Origin of the sequence: Alistipes sp. An116, from assembly GCF_002161005.1 — a bacterium.
Classification (GTDB): Bacteria; Bacteroidota; Bacteroidia; order Bacteroidales; family Rikenellaceae; genus Alistipes; species Alistipes megaguti.
In genome coordinates, this window is sequence record NZ_NFLR01000003.1 from 1 (window position 1) to 17279 (window position 17279).

Here is a 17279-nt window from a genome sequence, read left to right on the forward strand (position 1 = left end):
ACTCCCAAGTAGTACAAACTAGGTCCGACTTGAGCCAACTTTATACAAGTTGGACCTAGTCGGACCTAATAGTAATATTCTCTGTCAAATCAATACGGTATTCACCGGTTGCTTACGTTGATCTGAGAACAAGAATCACTTTTACCTATTGGGGAAGGTCGGCTCCACAAGCATATTAAATACAATCTATTTAATGGCGTAATAAATTACGAATGTGATTGGGTGTGGAGGCTAACCTTGAATTGTATTGGAGATATATCCATTTTATTTGCATTGATGAATGGATTTCTAATACGCCATATCTTGGGCCTTGTAGAGCGAATGTCATAAACTATATAGATGTAGTAATTCCTCCCTTTTTCTTTGGCTGTATTGAGTTCATTTATCGTGTAATAGAAAGACATATCTCCAACCTTTCCGGTTGTAGCTTTTACCTCTATGTATCGTTGAGAACCATCGTCATTTACAGAAAGAATATCATATCCACAACTGTCATCTGACCTTGACTTCTGAGCAAGTGCTTTATCAATTTGCTTATCTGTATATCCAAGTTCTTTTAGCCTTTTTCGTTCGGCAATCATTACTATATGCTCACCTCTTTCTCCGAGTTTTCGGAATTTTCTTGACTCTTTTTCATAATTGATCTTTCGATTGCCGCTTGTTGGTTGATGTGTTGGATCTTTTTCATCGGGTGTATTGGCTAGCCTTAAATTCTCGACGTATTCAAAATCTTCGATAGTAGGGAAATCTAGATCACCCTCTTTGCTATTGTTATCATTAGGAGCAAAATATGTGTATAGGAAATTGCTGAATATGTCATTACTCCAACTTCTCATGTCCTTATCCTCATTCTTAAAGCGTAGCAATGCTTCTCTAAGATAGACAGGGTCTTTTTTGATCAGTTGTTCAGTATCGAGATTAAATACCTTGAGGTAATGAATCAAGTGTTCCTTGGAGAAAATATTTAAGTATTTGTCTGGATAATATAATGATAGTATTTTTCCCTTAAACATCGTAGCTAGCTTGTTGCTTATGATGTTTTGGGTGTCATTGTTGAGGCCTGCATTTAGCAGGTCAAGAATTTGTGTTTTGATTGTTTCGAAAGCACGTTTGTAGTTATCTCCAAATTTTTTTGCAAACCAATAATCTCCGTTTTTAACAGAGTAATAGATCCCAAACATATAAGCGTAAGAGCCTCTGATTGAACCAAGACGATCAAGTTCTCGTTCGACCCAATAACAGAAACTATTCGTGTTGCCTTTTCCTTCGATATAATCCTCGATACTCATCCTTTGGATAAATTCAGGAGAAAATTCTGTAATGAACTGCTTTCTCAAGGAATAGAGTTGTGCCCGGCTCTTTTTAATAGCTTCAGGCGCATAGCAGGCTTTTGCTTCTTGAAGAGTTAAATCATTCATATCAATTTGAGTTTCATTCTTATAAAGATACATAAAAATTGATCTATTATCAATTCTCGGTTAGAGATTAGTCTGGAAAGAGACTGGTATTTCTTGATGTAGGCGCATGCTCGGGCGGAAAATCTTTGGATGGATGTTTAGGAACTGGTAATTTGGGGGTACTGTCTGGTATATAGTTCTCTGTTTTAGATTGTCGTTCGGAGAGAAATTTGTTGTTTGAGTTTGTGACAGATCCTTGAAATGAGACTTCCTAGTCTATGGATGCAGTTATGCATATAAGGTTCGTATTCTTTATATCTAAATTTGAGTTGCGTTTATTCAATTGAGAAATTGTGAGGAGTTTTAATCTAACGCTGCTTAAGAATAATTTTATCCTGTGTAAATAGATATATTTTGCGCAATATAGATTGTTGTTCGAATAAAAAATAGTAAATTGCATTAGAGCAATAATGTGAAACGGGGTTTTGTGTGATCGAAGCCTCTTCTTGGGCGATAAGGCGATCATTGGGATGACTACTTGAAGTTCAGATTTCTAGGGAACCTATACGCCGGTCAAATACGCAATAGTGAAAGTAAAATAGAGTCAATCTCAGAGTTGTAGATATATGGATGTCCTGACGCATTTTAGGAGCATAGAGGAGTTGACCAAAACGCTCTCACGTGAGCAAGGGTTGCTCAGTGAGATGTTTGAGAAACGGAAACTCATGAGGTTTCCGGTCGCACTTGCTATTGACCTAGTCGGAGGAAATGAAGCCAGGTTGCGGAAGTTGATTGACTATGGTGTGCTGGTGGAAGCTGGCAACATGGTAGAGATTGAGAGTGACTACCTGAACTTTTTCGAGGAGGTACTGAATGTCAACGAGGAGATCAGCGTGTTGAGTGTACAGGAGTGTATCAATACGTTGAAGGAGAATATCGGCTATTTTCTGCAGGAGACCAATCCCAGCCGTAAAGCGGGATATCAGGATAATGTCCGGCAGCTTCTCAAGAAGACCGGCTTCAGAACCTTGAAAAATGTGGTGGATTTGAAGCGTAATATGGATCATGCCTATAAGCAGGAGCCGAATTATGTCATCAAAAAGAAGAAACTGCAGAATCTGGACGAGAAGAGTCATAGCATTCGCGCCATGATACGCGAGTGTGAGAAGCTGATGGATAATGAGCATGCTTTTTTCATCATGGCCAATGACCCGCACATGGCAAAGACTTGTAGCGATGTGAAGCATGATTTTGTTGAGGCCTACCATGCGCTGATGGAGATTGACCGGCAGATCATCTCGTACATCAATCAGATAGACCAGCAGAATGAGCTCTACAGAAAGATCCGGAAGCTGAAATATTTGCAAGATCAGCTGCTTATCAAGAGTGAAACGAACCTCTCGAAGGTGCTGGAAGAGCGGAATCCGGTTTGGATGGAGTCCCGTCAATACAGCCGGATCCGCCTCTCCCTGGAGATGTTGCGAGGAAACGATCAGATTATCAAACTACTGAAGCGCGTCGCCGAGCGCAATGGAATCCAGAAAACGGCAAGAACAGCGGCCGAGCCTTTGACGGATGATGATTTGCAGGACCATGTCCAACTGTTGAAAGAGGTGAATCTTGCCGAAATATGGAATGCGTTCCTGGCATCAAGCTATAATCTGTTCGATTTCATCTTGAGATACGACTATAAGGTAAAACATAATATTGAGGAGTATGCCGCAATCTTCTGTCAGCTGGTTATTCTGCATCCTGATGAATGCCGGATGACCGGAGAATATGCCATCTACCAAAATATTGAATATCCAATCATTTATGCGAAATAATACCCAAAGAATATACGAGCGTTTAAGCCGGGGCGAATTCCTCTCGGTCGACAGCATCGACGCCTCTACCCGCCATCTGTATGAGGATATAGAGGAGAATCTGGAGGATTATACGGATTATTTTCGGGAGATTGGGCTGCAACTCGAAGCGGGGAATGGTTACTTCTATTTTTCCCGAATAGGGGAGAGTAAACAGTCCATTGAGCAGAAGTTGGACAGCTTCTCCAAATGGCTGGACTATCTGGACTTTCTGAAGTGTTATAACCAGTCCTTTACGGCCGGGTATCAGTTCCGTAAAAGCCATTTGATGGAGCAGATCAGCCTGGATATCGAGATGAAGGAGAAGGCGAACCATCTTTTCAAGAAATACGGTGCGGGGTCTCTTGTCGAGATTGTGAACAAGCTGCTTCAGGAGATGCAGAGTATGGGCTTTGCGGAGTGTGTCAATGAGCTTGACGAGACCTATAAGGTCACTTCGGCATTCCGTTATGTAGAGGAGTTGGTTGACATCATTCAAATTGCAAACGAAGATGAAGTACCTGAATAAAGTCATTTTTATAAATAGCGCGAATATCCCCTATGCCGAGATCGCTGTAGATGGGAATGTGCATTTTACGGGAACGCAGGGTGTGGGTAAAAGCACCGTGTTGAGAGCGCTCTTGTTTTTCTACAATGCCGACAAGCATCGTTTGGGCATTCAGCAGGGACAGAAGCCGTTTGATGAATTCTATTTCCGCCAGTCAAACTCGTATATACTTTATGAGGTGATGCGTGAAAATGGCGCATATACGATCCTTGTCGGTCGCTACCAGGGACGTGCTTCGTGGCGGTTTATTGATGCACCGTATAAGCGGGAATGGCTGATCACCGAGGACAAGCAGGTGTTGAGTGACTGGATCCGGATTCGGGAACGCATCGACAAGAATGTGGCAGTCTCCGCAAGAATCGAATCCGGTGCCATGTTCAAGGATATTATCTTCGGCAATACCCGCGATTCCAAATACGCACGTTATGCCCTGGTGCAGAGTTCGCATTATCAGAATATTCCACGAAGTATTCAGAATGTTTTTCTGAATACGAAGCTGGATGCCGACTTTGTGAAGAACACCTTGATACAATCCATGACAGAGGAGGATCTGCCGATTGACTTGCAGACCTACAGAAGACTTGTTACGGACTTCGAACGGGAGTATGATGAGATAGACTGCTGGTTCCGTCAGTCCCGTGATGGTAGTTTCCCCGTGCGTCAGCAGGCGATGAAGATTGCAGACCAGGGGCGCAAGATTATCGCGCTCGATCAGCAATTGCTGGACGTGTGGCATATGTTGAATGAAGCGGTTGCATATAGTGAACAACAGATTCCGCTTCTGGAAGAAAAAGCGAAGGAGGTAAAGAGCAGCATTGAGAAAGAAAGGACTCGGGAGCGGGAATTGACGGCAGACTACGACAAGGAGAGAGCCCTGCTCAATCAGGAACTCGGGGCCAAAAAGGGTAAATTGGCGGATATAGTGAAGGCGAGAAAAGAGTTTGATGCACTGGGGATTGGCCCGATCCTCGCTCTTGCCGACCGAGAGACCGCTATCCGACAGGAGACGACGGATAAACAGACGCTGTTGGATGGTTTACTGAGGACCCATGCATCGATAGAGGAGAAATACAAGGTATTAAAAGGGAATCTGAAGAATGCCCGACAAGCATTTGAGAACTCCCAGAAAGAGGCATATTATAACAAGCAGGCCGAACTTCAGCAGCAGCGCGTTAAGCTGGATGAGGACCGCACCCAAAAACGGAACCGGGTCATCGAGGTTTCCAACAGCTGGAGGCATGACTCGGACGAGCGGTGGCAAATGTTGCTGGCGGACCAGAATCGGGCAGAAGCTGTGCTGCGGGAGCTTCGTCAGTGGCACCCCATGGCCGATGCAATCAAGCAGGTAGATGAACAACTCCTGCAATTGAATCTGAAGGAGAGCGAGAATTCCGCCCAGCAGCGTGCGGTGAAAAGTCAGATTGAGCAGCTCGCCGCCGAGTACAAGATGCAAGAAGCGGATGTAAAGCAGACCTTTCAACGTGAGCAGGAACATCTTGAGGCGGATCGTTCCAAAATCCGCGAACAAGTTGCAAGAATTGATGGCTTGCTTGCTCACCTGGACGGCTCTCTTTACAAGTGGCTGTGTGAAAATACGGAAGGCTGGGAAAATACGATTGGTAAGGTCGTTGATGAGGAGCGGGTTTTATACGCTGAGGGGCTTGAGCCTCGGCTGTCCGGTGCCAGCGATGGACTGTTCGGCATCCAGTTAAACCTGGATAATATTGACTCGGTCCATCGTACTCCCGACGAGTATAGGGCGGAGAAGAAGCGGTTGGAAGAACAGGTGCAGCAGTTAGAGCACCAGTTGGCACAATTGCTTGCTACGCATGAGGATGAAATAGGAAAACTCCGTAAAAAATATGCTGCGTTGATTAATCCTCTTCGTCAAAGTGCAACCTTATTGAAGGTGGAGGAGGAACAGATCCCCGGCAAACGTCAGGAATTGCAAATCCAGCGGCATAAACTGGAGATGGAGGAACAGGAAGAGATTGCTCGGGAGACCGAAGTCCGTCAACGTGCTTGCAATGAGGCAGTTTTGAAGGTACAATCGGAGAAAGAGGCCCGTGAGAAGAATGAGCTGAAGAACAAGAAAGATTTGAAGGACCTTGATTCGGCATTCGACAAGGCTTCCAAAGCTCTTGATGCGGAGTTACGTGCCTTCAAGGCGTCACAAAACCTGGAGGCCGCCGCGCGCAATCAGGAGTTTGCCGATCAGAAGAAGCAACTTGACAAACAGCAGAACGAGGAGCTTGCCGGGAAAGGCGTTGATACGCACCTGCTTGAGCAATATCGTAAGGAGCTGGAAGATTTGCAGGGACTGTTAAAAAGAATTGATAAAGAACGACCGATAGTTATCAGATATCGTGATGCCGAAAAAAATCTCTTTGCCGTGGAACCGGAAATCAAAGAGGGCATGAAAGCTATTGAACGGCAGCTCTCCTCGATCCGGCAACACTATGATGAAAAACGGGAGCGTATTTTGAGGCGGTGCGCGGAGTTGGACGAGAGTCAGAAAAAACTCCTCAAGGAGCTGGAGCATAGGCGAGAGGGGCTGGAGCGTTATCGTCAGATGCTCGATAATGAGCATCTGGTGCCTGACGCATATCTCACGGATGACAGGAAGATGAAGACGCAACAGGATTGTCAGCAGCTCTTGAGCCAATTGCGGGGAGTTGTCAATCAAAAACGGGAATCAATCGAGAAATTGAAATCCGTCGTTGTCAGCTTCAATCGGAACTTTAAGCCTCAGAATGCTTTCCACTTCAACACAATGCCGGTGACGGATGCTGACTACATGCAAATTGCGGTTGATCTGCAGGACTTCATGGACAATAACAAAATCGAGGAGTTCCGCCGACGGACCAGCGAGCATTACAAAGACATCATGGGGCGTATCTCGGCCGAGATTGGGTCACTTATGAAGCGAAGAGCGGATGTGGATGGTGTGATACAGGATATCAACCGGGATTTCGTGGAGAAGAATTTTGCCGGAGTCATTAAGAGTATTGAGCTCCGGGCCGATGCATCGAGCGACAAGCTTATGCAGTTGCTGATCTCTATTCACGATTATACGATGGATAATGCGCTCACCATTGGCGAACTGAATCTTTTCTCGGATAATAACCAGGATGAAGTGAACCGTAAGGTCGTCGATTATCTGAAGAGTCTGTCGCATCAGTTGCAGAACGAGCCCAATCGTGCGACGGTATCCTTGGGAGATGCCTTCCGGCTACAGTTCCGTGTCAAAGAGAATGACAACGACACGGGCTGGGTGGAACGTATCAATAACGTCGGATCGGATGGTACGGATATTCTTGTGAAGGCGATGGTCAATATCATGCTCATCAATGTCTTTAAGAAAAAGGCGGCCAAAAAGAGTGGTGATTTCATCGTCCACTGCATGATGGATGAGATTGGACGCCTGCATCCCAACAATATAAAGGGGATCCTGCAGTTCGCCAACTCACGCAATATCTATCTTATCAACAGCTCACCTACGTCGTATAATCCTTACGACTATCGCTATACATACCTCCTCAGTAAACATGGCGTGAAGACGAGGATCGAGAAATTGTTGCAACGAATCAATTAGTCGGATGATATGGCGATAAATGCATCTATACAGGCATTGTTGGCCGGTGAACAAGTTGCAGGTTCGAAGCTAAACAGCCGGCTGCTTGACGAGCTGCTGGCGGAAGGCCTGCTATTGGTTCTGTCTCGCGGCTCAAGAAAATCGTATCGGGCTCGTGACCCGGAGGCTCTTAAACGGTTTCTCATAGACCGGGATGAAAGCTATCGAATCCTCGAAGTGGATCAACCGAATTCCCGTGCCTCAATGGCTGCGGAAACCGGGAACTCCAAACTTGTTATGGTTCGTTCCTGCCCGGGGTTCCCGGTGAATAGCTATGAACCGATTGCGTGTCATCTTGACGGGAAGCCTTTCGTGGTAAATCCGCAGGAGGGGAGTTTCCTCTTTGTCGCCGATTGGGAGCGTTTTGCAATTCCGGAGGATGTGGTGGTGATTGGTGTCGAGAATATGGAGAATTTCCGGATGATTCGTCAGCAACGAGTATTCTTTGAACAATATCTTCGGGCGCACGACCTCTCAACCCGCGTGCTCTTTGTCTCCCGATATCCGCAATCCACGGATCTAAGGAGATGGCTATGCGCTATCCCGAATCATTATCTGCATTTTGGCGATTTTGATCTGGCTGGAATAAATATATTCCTGGTTGATTTTCAGCAGTATTTGGGGAAAGAGCGTTCTTCGTATTTGATCCCGGACGATGTAGAATCGCGCCTGGAATCGGGCTCCAGGAAAAGATATGATGAACAGTATAACCGATTTAAGAGTATTAAATCCGAAGTGCCTGAATTGCAGCACTTGATAGATTTAATCCATCGCGAGCGAAAGGCTTATGATCAAGAGGGGTACATCTGTGAGAATCAGCCCTCTTAATCTCTGACAATAGGTCTTTTGTTTGAAGATTGACTTCAAATCTGAAATCGCCTTGTTGCTCAGAGCTATTCCTCGTGTTCGCAACGGGCTCGGAGGTCGCTCAATAGCTCGCCTTTATAGGTGAAATACTTTGCTCCTTGATATGCCCCCGAAGTATTGCGGCGCTCTTCGGGCATAAAGGTCCCGACGAAGGGCGAGAGTTTGTAGAGGCGGCCTTCGTATTCGATGTGGTCGTCGTCCGCGACCGTTACTTCAATTCCGGTCGGCACGAAAACCAGAGTTGCTCCAATCGGAATATGAACCATGCTGAACTTGAAACGAGCTCGTTTCTTCCCGTTCTCGGTGGGCTCCTCCGGCTCCTCCGGCTCCGCTTTCTTATTCCTAAGATGAACTTCATCAATCTCGGCATCGTCGAGCGTGGTCGATATGTCGCGCAGGATGTCCAACGCTTTAGCAGGAGGCACGTTGAAGAATTCCCGATTCTGACGAATCCGCAAATCGGTCAGCCGGTCGATGGTCTTGTGAATCAACTTCTCGACCTCTTCGTATTTCGAGGTTTTGAGTGTCGCATAAATCTCGAACGGCATAGGCACGGCCGTATTGTCCAACTCTTTCGAGCGAACATCTACTGGGCGGGAACTCTTGCCGATCTTCACCCAATCCTCCTTAAAGCTCGGATTGGTCAGAATATATACGTATCCTGCTTCTTTTTTCATTTGCATGATTTTGAGGATAAAGATACAAAAGAACGGGGATAGATACAATACCCTGTTCCCTGTACTGGCTTCCAACTTTACATCACAGCTCGCACCCTGGCCATTCAAAAGAAATGGCGAAAACGAGAAAGCCTCGTAAACACATCGTCTACAAGGCTTTTTTATCGCGTATCCCGACCCTTTATCGGTCTTTAGCGGAGCGTAGGGAAAATCAACGGACGTCAGCACTATGAAGATTCTCAGATGAGCGGTTGTAAAGCGTAGTTCCCCGATTAGGGTCATCACAATCGCATTAAATTATGTCTTGCTTGCCATGCGCTTTTTTACGGCATGAAAATAATCGTTCGAGAAAATGAAGATCCGTCTTTTGCCCTGCATACTTGCGATTTTTCGATAGAACATCCTTTCCTCAGGGGCACAGCATGGCTATATCGCTTTGGAATGCACTTCTCGCTGCAGCATGCTGATTACCAGTATCGTTCTGCCCTCATTCTTTTATCGGGAGAAGAGACTGAACGTAGTAATTTCATATCTATACAACCCAGTATCATATATATTCCATAACTTATTTCTATTTACTCTCTTCTTTGTTTTTCTATTCTGTTGAGAGGAAAACTTTTTACATAGACTCTTTGTGAATTATACGGGCTGCATAATCGGAATGTCTAACTATGATTCAAATATTAAGTGTACGCCGTAGCCATAGATAGATTTGGAGACTATAAAAATTTTATCATATTCGCTTTTAAAACCAGGAACCAATTGATATAATCTTGGATCCATATACGCGTCTTCCGGGATTTCTATACACAGCCACCACTGAGAAACAGAATCATTATTGCTTTTGTAATTTGCTATTTTTTTCTCTTTATCACTAATACACCGTCGAATCGGATCAATTTCTTTAATATTTACTGACTTTTTTTGGGGATCTTTGTTTTTTTGTTCGCTCCCTTCTGTTGTTGTCTCTTCTTTTTTAGCATTGCCCAACATCTCTACAACGGCATCAATTGTAGGTATCCAATACATCATGTCCGAATTGACTATGATTTTCGGATCATTTGGCGAATATATTCCTGAATGCCAGGTTTTTATATCTCGTATATATTCTCCGCTTGTATTGTTTCCATTGAGAATGAACAATTGAAACTCTTGTTTTAATTTTTGTTTGTCGTATCGCAAGTTGCCAGTCATTATGTCATGAGAAAATATCACCTGAATATGATCTATCCCTTTAATAGAATTTGCGACTTTCTCATCCTCCGTAATGGCTGTTTTGCATAATTTGATTAAATCAGAGTTGATTTGCGGACTATTGTATTTTTTTGTTGCATAGCATTGAGTTATCTCTAAACCTATTTTCGCAGACGATACATCATTTAGACTTATAATAAAATCAGGTTCTTCACAAAACGTGACATATAAATCCTTCTTTCCTGCAAATAGCTTTCTAACAAGAGGATTATTTAAGAAAAATGAGACTATATCAAATTCTCCTTCTTTCTTCTTTTGCTCCCTATCGCTATATTGATCCCAGTTATGAGGGTATTCACAATGAATATTTAATTCACATTCCTTTTTCATATTCTTCGCGGGTGATCGGGGTTTGAGGATCGACAATCAACACTTCATCGTAGGTTAAGCCATAGAGATGATAAACCATTTGATCAATCTGGTATTCTTCCAATGTGGTGTCAGCATTCCGATCCTTGTCCTTTGCGATCATAATTCTATCTACGTATGATATGATGCTATTACAAATGTCTTTATTTGACGGTTCGCAGATTGGAATTGAATCCAAAGGCTCTTTCTTTATTTTGGGAAATGTCTTTTTTGAATCACTATATTTTAGAGACCAATAATAATGTATTAATTTACTATTAATTAAGCCTAAAATATATTTGAGAGAGAGTCGGTTGTTCCATAAATATATGTTATAAATAGTATTTAAGGTATATAATCCTGAGGGACATATACACCCTTCAGGAAATGCTCCAATTTGGCGAACAACTATTCTTTCTTGATTGTATACTTGTGACTTTCCTCCACTTTTTATTGCAGAAGGAATAAAGTTTACAAATTCAGAACTTGGAATTAAAATATATGGCAAAATATTTACTCCATCTATAACAGGCAAATAATGTTCATCTTTTTTAATGTGTGAAACATATGCTTTCCTATCAATCGTTTGAATTCCAAAGTATGATTTGGCAAATAATCTTAAAGGGGGATTTTGCTCAACCTTATTTATTATAGTATTTCCTTTATTTATGTCTATTTCAAAATTATAAGACGGAGGCAGAATCGTATTTTGATATACAGATCCTGTTATTTCTTTTTTATATATAAGATTACTTAAGCAGTCTTTAATATCAATATAATTGATTTTAGATTTGGGCCTTATACCTTTTTCGCATATTAGAATAACATTGTCAACAGAAGCTTCAAATATAGGAATGAAGAATCGAACCAAAGTGCAAATTGTTGATTCTGAAACCAATTTGTGCCTTAGCCTGTTATTGTATTTATTTTTAAGAAATGAGATCGGTGTGATATATGTTAATATACCATTTTTATTCAATAGAGCCAACCCTTTCTCGTAAAAAAGATGATATAAATCAATCTTATATTGAGCAACATAATAATTGTTTGCGATATATTCTTTATCGGCAAATGACATTGGCATATTCTGAAGAAGAACGTAAGGCGGATTGCCAATAACAATATCGAATCCCTCCTTTACATCGAACATCCATTCGGAGTCGAAGAAGGGCGAAGAGGCGTTTTGGTCGAACATATCCCAGGAGGCCAGCACCGCAGCTTCACTTTCCCCAATGGCGCCCATCGAGCGGAGCAATTCGGCAATCTCTTGCCGGATGCAATTGACCGCCTCCTTGTATTTCCGTTTGGTTTTCACGGTTTTGGCCCCGAAGATCTTGTGCTTGGCAATCTTCAACTCCTCCTTCTTGGCAAGAATCTCGGGCGTGTCGAACAGTGAGGAATCTTTCTTGTCCAGTCCAATCAGCGTATTGGCAGCCACAAACTTTGCTTCGAGGTTCGGGAGCGGACGGATACCGAAATTCTCGGCCGGATTGTCGTTGGCCTTCTGATCGACCACTAAGGAGATAAAGAAACGCAGCTTGCTGATTTGAATGGCGATAGGCTGGATATCAACTCCGTAGATGCAATTCTCGATGAGATAGAGTTTGCGGGCATAGTCGGGGCGGTTGACACTTTCGTCGAAACTTCGCTCGATGTCAGCAATCATCTCCCGACGCTCATCGGATGATGCCGTGCGGTAAGCCTCCGAGGTTTCGTCGATAGCTACGTTGAGCATCATCTCCTTCCACATCTCGTTGTCGGGGTCGATACGGTTGAGGATATGCACCATCTGTTGCAGCATGCCCATTGGAAAGGCTCCCGAACCACAGGCCGGGTCAAGGACCTTGCAGTGGTAGAGCGACTGCATGATTTGTTTGCGCTGCGCGTCGGTCAGGAGAACCTCTTCGTCGGTATAGCGCATCAACTGGCGGTATTGTTCCTCGAGTTCGTCGCCCACGGTGCGTTTGAGGTGGGCCACCAGGCTCTCGTCGACCATGTATTGCACAATCTCACGCGGCGTGTAGAACGAGCCGGTCTGTTTGCGGGCCGTGGTCTGTGTCTCCGGGTTGTAGGATGCCAGCAGGTTCTCGAAAACCTTGCCCAGCAGCTCCGGGTCGAGCGAGACCTCCTGATCGAACGGCGTATTCTCCTCGACGGTGAAGTTGTAGCGTTTCAGGATGTCGATAATGCCGCTTGCGCAAACTCTCTTTTTCTTGTTATCGCCATACCAGCCGGAAAGGTCGAGGTTCTTCCCAACCTCCTCGCCAAAAAAGAGGTAGTCGGGGACGATCAATGCCTTTTTCACGGTTTCGCGGTCGGAGAATCCATCGATATAAACTCCGTTGTCCTTCTCGTCGAGGCAATCGAAAAGACCTCCGTTCAGGAAAGGAACGGTCCGATTGGCCAACTCCACGAAGAGTTGTGGATTCTTGAACATGGACTCGTAGCGCATGAGCTTGTTGTTGTCATAATCGCTGCGGCCGTTTCTGAAATGCCTCTCTGAAAGTTCCGTACTCCCTTCCGGGGTGATCGGGCTGTTCAGCATGGCAAAGAACAGATTCTGAAGAATGGCTTTGTAATATTTGCTCTCGTTGGATTTGGAGAACAGGTCCACTTTCGTATTGGGATTGAAGTTCTCGAGCAGATTCTCCCGGATATAGGTCTCGTCGAAAAACTCCTCGGGAATCAGGTGCTTCTGTTTGAGGAACCATACGAAAATCAATCGGGTGACCAATCGAATGGTACTTTCGGCATTGAACTTGTCGTCGTCGGTCGGGTCGTTCAGTTTGTTTGGGAAACGGACCACGTCGACGGCCCAGGCATACCAGTCGGACAACTCCTGGTAGAAGGCCTTGGTCAGTACCTCGACCGAGAAACGGCCAATCAGGTCCTTTTCATCTTTGACACGTCCTGCCTCGTTCAGGTACTTGTTGGGGGTATACCAGGCGATGCCCTCGCCCAGATAATAGGAATAACGCCGTGGGTTGGAGTAGCGTTTCAGCGTTTTCCCCTTTTCTGTCATATCCAAGTCGATGGTAATCAGCGAAAAACGATAATTGGCATCGTTATTCTCGGGGACAAACAGCACCAAAGCTCGTCCTTCCCACTCGTTGGCCAGAAAACGGAACGCCTCTTTTGACAGCCCGACACGGGCATCGTTCACGGAATTATGCCGCATCTCATAGACCAGCAGGTCGAGCGATTGGCACCGCCCCAGGCGGGTTACCAGACGGATGTAGGTTGTCTTGTGGTCGAAATGGACCTCTTCGATCTTTTCGGTAAAATCCTCCGGAAGGAAGGAACCCAAAAAACGAAGGAACTCGTGTCTGTCGTATCTCTTGTCAAAATTCATGGTATCAACTAATTAAATTGTTCGGCGAGAATCAGCGTTTCATCGCCCTCTTCCACTTTGTTCATTTTGTTTACCACCCGATTAAGGTACTCTTCGGGGATTCGTTCCAGCAGGTGGTTGACGTTTTTGGGTGTCAACTTGTTGATGAAGCGAATCTCCTCGCCGGTCAGACCGTCATTCTGGATGATTCGCAGCAAATCCTCCAGATAGTCCTGCGGCAGGACTTTCCCCTTCTTCCAGAATTTCAGTTTGTCGACGGCTTCGAGACGCGACTTCTCTTTTTCGTCGGTTGTCCCATTTCTGAAGAGGTGTTTCTTGACGTGCTGATAGATTTTGTCGAACTGGTCGTTTACGGCGACCGAGGCCTCCTCAAGCGTAGCCTCAAACAGATTGAGTGCCTCTTCAGAGGTCAACATGATTGGTTCACTAACCGTGTCGCTCCCCATCTTGAAGACAAAGTCGTTTCCTTTTTTGCCGAAGAGCAGAACTCCCGATTTCGGCTTCTCGACGGAGCGTCCGATGCGAGCCCGATGCGGGATTTGCAGCGCCTCGGCATAAACCTCCGTTCCTTTCAGTTCGTTCAGCAGATTCCGGTATCGGGTATCCCAGGAGCGCTCTTCGCTTTTAGCCAGTTCGGCCTGGTATCGCTCCTTGAAGTAGGCGTGCAATTGCTCATCGCTCGTCAGCGCCTTCGTATCCTCACCCATAATGGCGTGAATCATCGCCATCTTGAGGGTAGAAATCTGTTTAGTTCGCGTTTCAGCCTCGCCGATGTCCGTCGGGAAGTAGTTGTAGATATACAACTTGTCGAACATCTTCTTGTTGATTCGGTTGATACGCCCAATACGCTGAATCACGCGGGTGGGATTGTAGGGAATGTCATAATTGATAATCGTCCCGGCCCGATGTAGATTATATCCCTCGGATATGGCGTCTGTCGCAATCAGAATCTGATAATCGTCCCGTTGGTATTGAGGTTTCAATCCGGCGTCAAAGTTGGCGCGGATTGTCTCTTTATTGGCCGAAGAGGCCTCCTTGGAGGTGTATTTGAAAACGCCCAGATTGTCATTCTGCAACGCCGTGCCCAGGTAATTGGCCGTATCGGCAAACTCGGTGAAGACAATGATTTTGCGCTTCGGATCCTCCGTGCGCAACTTCTTCAGCAACTTGCGGAACGCATCCAGTTTATAATCGAATCGGATTTGAGGCTTCTCACCAAACCATTCGATTCGAATATCTTTCAGCAACTGCAGATCCGATTGAATGTCCGCCATGAACTTTTCGCGTTGAATGTATTTCATGTCGATTTCGAAAAATCCTCGTTCCTGGTATTTCTCGAACATGGCGGTTATCTCCTCGGTCAAATCATCGTCCGAAGTTTCATAAAAGTCTTCTACATCCGGCAGGATGCCTCTTTTGTATACCGGCACCTTGTCGCGCTTCTCAATCCAGGCCTGGATGCGCTCAAATGATTCAATCATCATCTTTAGAGATTCCTGAAATGCGGCGACCGAGCTTTCGAATCGACGTACCAATAACCGACGCATGAAATCGGATACGACTCCCTGTCGTCCAGCCAGCATATACAGTCCGGTTCCCATCTTTTCGTTGAGCTCCTTATCGAGTTCCTTCCGCAATTTCTCGTCGGGAACGATGTATTCAGTCGGTTTGTATCGAGAGGCTTTGAAATACCGGAATGCAGGATCCGCCTTGTGCTTCTCTTTGTCCTCGTCCGAAGGTGAAATCAGGTCGAGTGTCCGCAAATAGAGATCCTTGACCTCGTTCAGGTTGTAGCCCAGTTCGATAGGTGCTTCCGGGATGGTTGGATAAATATGCTGTCGTTTCAGATCTTCCCGATATTCCGGAATATCCTCCAGGTCCAACCGCGAACGGCGAACCACCAGCGGCGATATGATCGAGCGTATGCTTTTAGCTATTGCCTCGGCCTCCGCTTTGATCTCGGCCTGAGACAGCTTCTTTTTGCGTTGCGAATCAGACAGTTCCTTATATCTCGCAATCAGCTCCTTGAATGCCGTGCCCAGATTCTCTACGGTCTTAAGAGTCGATTTACTCGGAATCTGGAAGAGCTTCAGCATGGAGTAGATATCCTCGGGGCGATTGTTGAAGGGTGTAGCAGTCAGCAACATGACCTTGTTACCCATACAGAGGTTGTGCAGTATACTGTAATCGAGAATATACTCATTCTTGTACTTGTGGGCTTCATCCACAATAATCAGAAATTTTTCATCGGGTTTGGCAATCATCTGATAATGCTTCAAAGCCTCTTCAATCTTTCCCGAGCTGAAAACGGAAGCGGTAAAACCGAACTGATCCTTATACTCCTCCCATTGCTGTTTCAAGTGAGGCGGGCAAACGATGATTGTACGCAATCGTAAATTGCGGGCGACAGTTGAAGCAATAACGCTTTTTCCGAGTCCTACGACGTCGGAGATGATGACTCCCTCATGATTTTTGATCGAGTTCAGTGCCAGTTGCACCGCGTCGGTTTGGTATTTCAGATTGGAATAGGTGCCTTCTGTAATATCCGCCGGGGTCAGTATATTTTCATCTGTCGGGATGTTGAAGTATTCGTGCAGAACCCGCACAAACATTTTGTACGGTGCGTATAGTTTTTCAAACCAGATGTGTTTGATAACACGATCCTTGAACGTATCAATCGTATCGCCATCCACAACCGATATGGCTGTATCCCACAACTCGTCGAACACGTCCTTCCCGGCTTCATAATCCGTTTTATTGCGTAAGATAACATTTAGTTCCAGACGATTCCTCAAGCCTGTTACGGATAAATTGCTGGAGCCGGTAATCATAGTGCCGGGAAAGGTGCCCATGATGGTTTCGGACTCCATGTTCTGGAATAGATACATTTTGGCATGATTGGGTTCTGCGGTTTTCTTGATCTCTAGCGTCCCGTTGTCCAGCTTTTCTAAAAAGAGTTTGAATTTTTCTATCTGCTCTTCCGAATCGAAAAAGTCCGTATTGTTATATATATCAACGAAGCTATTGTAAAATTCTTCTCGAATTTGTCCTCGTGACTTCTTTTCGCTGACAAAATTTTCTACCTCCTTTATGCCGTTGATGATATTTCGTTCCACCTCCAGCCCAACAAGGATTCTCAACTTGATATCCTTCAACTGTTCGCATAATTCGGCAAAGCCGGAGAAATAAAAATATCCGACCAGGAAGTAGGCATGATTACACTTGGGTAGAATCGCGTTGATGATGTCCGAGAGTACGTTCTCTTTATTGGTTATGAATTGACTATCCATATTGTTTATTCGCGCTCGTCTTTGTCTGTTATTAAATCTTTCAAGTCT

9 protein-coding genes are annotated in these 17279 nt (G+C 45.0%); 4 read left to right on the forward strand and 5 right to left on the reverse strand.

Annotated elements, in window-relative coordinates:
* Window positions 1-206: 206 nt before the first annotated feature.
* Window positions 207-1418 carry a DUF3883 domain-containing protein gene (locus B5E60_RS02510; protein WP_162611584.1) on the reverse strand — a complete coding sequence of 404 codons (1212 nt, stop codon included), beginning with the start codon at window positions 1416-1418 and terminating at the stop codon, window positions 207-209.
* A gap of 605 nt (window positions 1419-2023) precedes the next feature.
* Between B5E60_RS02510 and B5E60_RS02515 the strand changes: the two genes are divergently transcribed.
* The 4 genes from B5E60_RS02515 to B5E60_RS02530 are packed head-to-tail and all read left to right on the forward strand — an operon-like array spanning window position 2024 to window position 8271.
* Window positions 2024-3223 (forward strand): hypothetical protein, encoded by a 1200-nt coding sequence (locus tag B5E60_RS02515; protein ID WP_087309323.1) that lies wholly within the window; start codon window positions 2024-2026, stop codon window positions 3221-3223.
* Window positions 3213-3770, forward strand: coding sequence for a condensin complex protein MksE (locus tag B5E60_RS02520; RefSeq protein ID WP_087309324.1), 558 nt, complete (start codon window positions 3213-3215; stop codon window positions 3768-3770). The genes B5E60_RS02515 and B5E60_RS02520 overlap by 11 nt, the downstream gene beginning before the upstream one ends.
* Window positions 3754-7404: an ATP-binding protein gene (locus B5E60_RS02525; RefSeq protein WP_087309325.1), complete on the forward strand. Its 3651-nt coding sequence runs from the start codon at window positions 3754-3756 to the stop codon at window positions 7402-7404. The genes B5E60_RS02520 and B5E60_RS02525 overlap by 17 nt, the downstream gene beginning before the upstream one ends.
* 9 nt (window positions 7405-7413) lie before the next feature.
* The gene (locus B5E60_RS02530; protein ID WP_087309326.1) at window positions 7414-8271 is read left to right on the forward strand and encodes a DUF7281 domain-containing protein; all 858 of its coding nucleotides are present in this window, start codon (window positions 7414-7416) and stop codon (window positions 8269-8271) included.
* Between the two features lie 65 nt (window positions 8272-8336).
* On the opposite strand, the gene B5E60_RS02535 is transcribed toward B5E60_RS02530, so the two are convergent.
* The 4 genes from B5E60_RS02535 to B5E60_RS02550 all read right to left on the reverse strand — a co-directional run bounded on the left by B5E60_RS02535 (window position 8337) and on the right by B5E60_RS02550 (window position 17231).
* The gene (locus B5E60_RS02535) at window positions 8337-8993 is read right to left on the reverse strand and encodes a GIY-YIG nuclease family protein (RefSeq protein WP_446697989.1); all 657 of its coding nucleotides are present in this window, start codon (window positions 8991-8993) and stop codon (window positions 8337-8339) included.
* A gap of 663 nt (window positions 8994-9656) precedes the next feature.
* Window positions 9657-10571 (reverse strand): hypothetical protein, encoded by a 915-nt coding sequence (locus B5E60_RS02540; protein ID WP_087309327.1) that lies wholly within the window; start codon window positions 10569-10571, stop codon window positions 9657-9659.
* A complete protein-coding gene (locus tag B5E60_RS02545; RefSeq protein WP_087309328.1) occupies window positions 10555-13941 on the reverse strand; it encodes an Eco57I restriction-modification methylase domain-containing protein in 3387 nt (1128 codons plus the stop codon). Before B5E60_RS02545 ends, B5E60_RS02540 begins: the two co-directional genes overlap by 17 nt.
* Before the next feature lie 8 nt (window positions 13942-13949).
* Entirely contained in the window at window positions 13950-17231 is a 3282-nt protein-coding gene (locus tag B5E60_RS02550; protein WP_087309329.1) for a helicase-related protein, read from the reverse strand.
* Window positions 17232-17279: the final 48 nt, after the last annotated feature.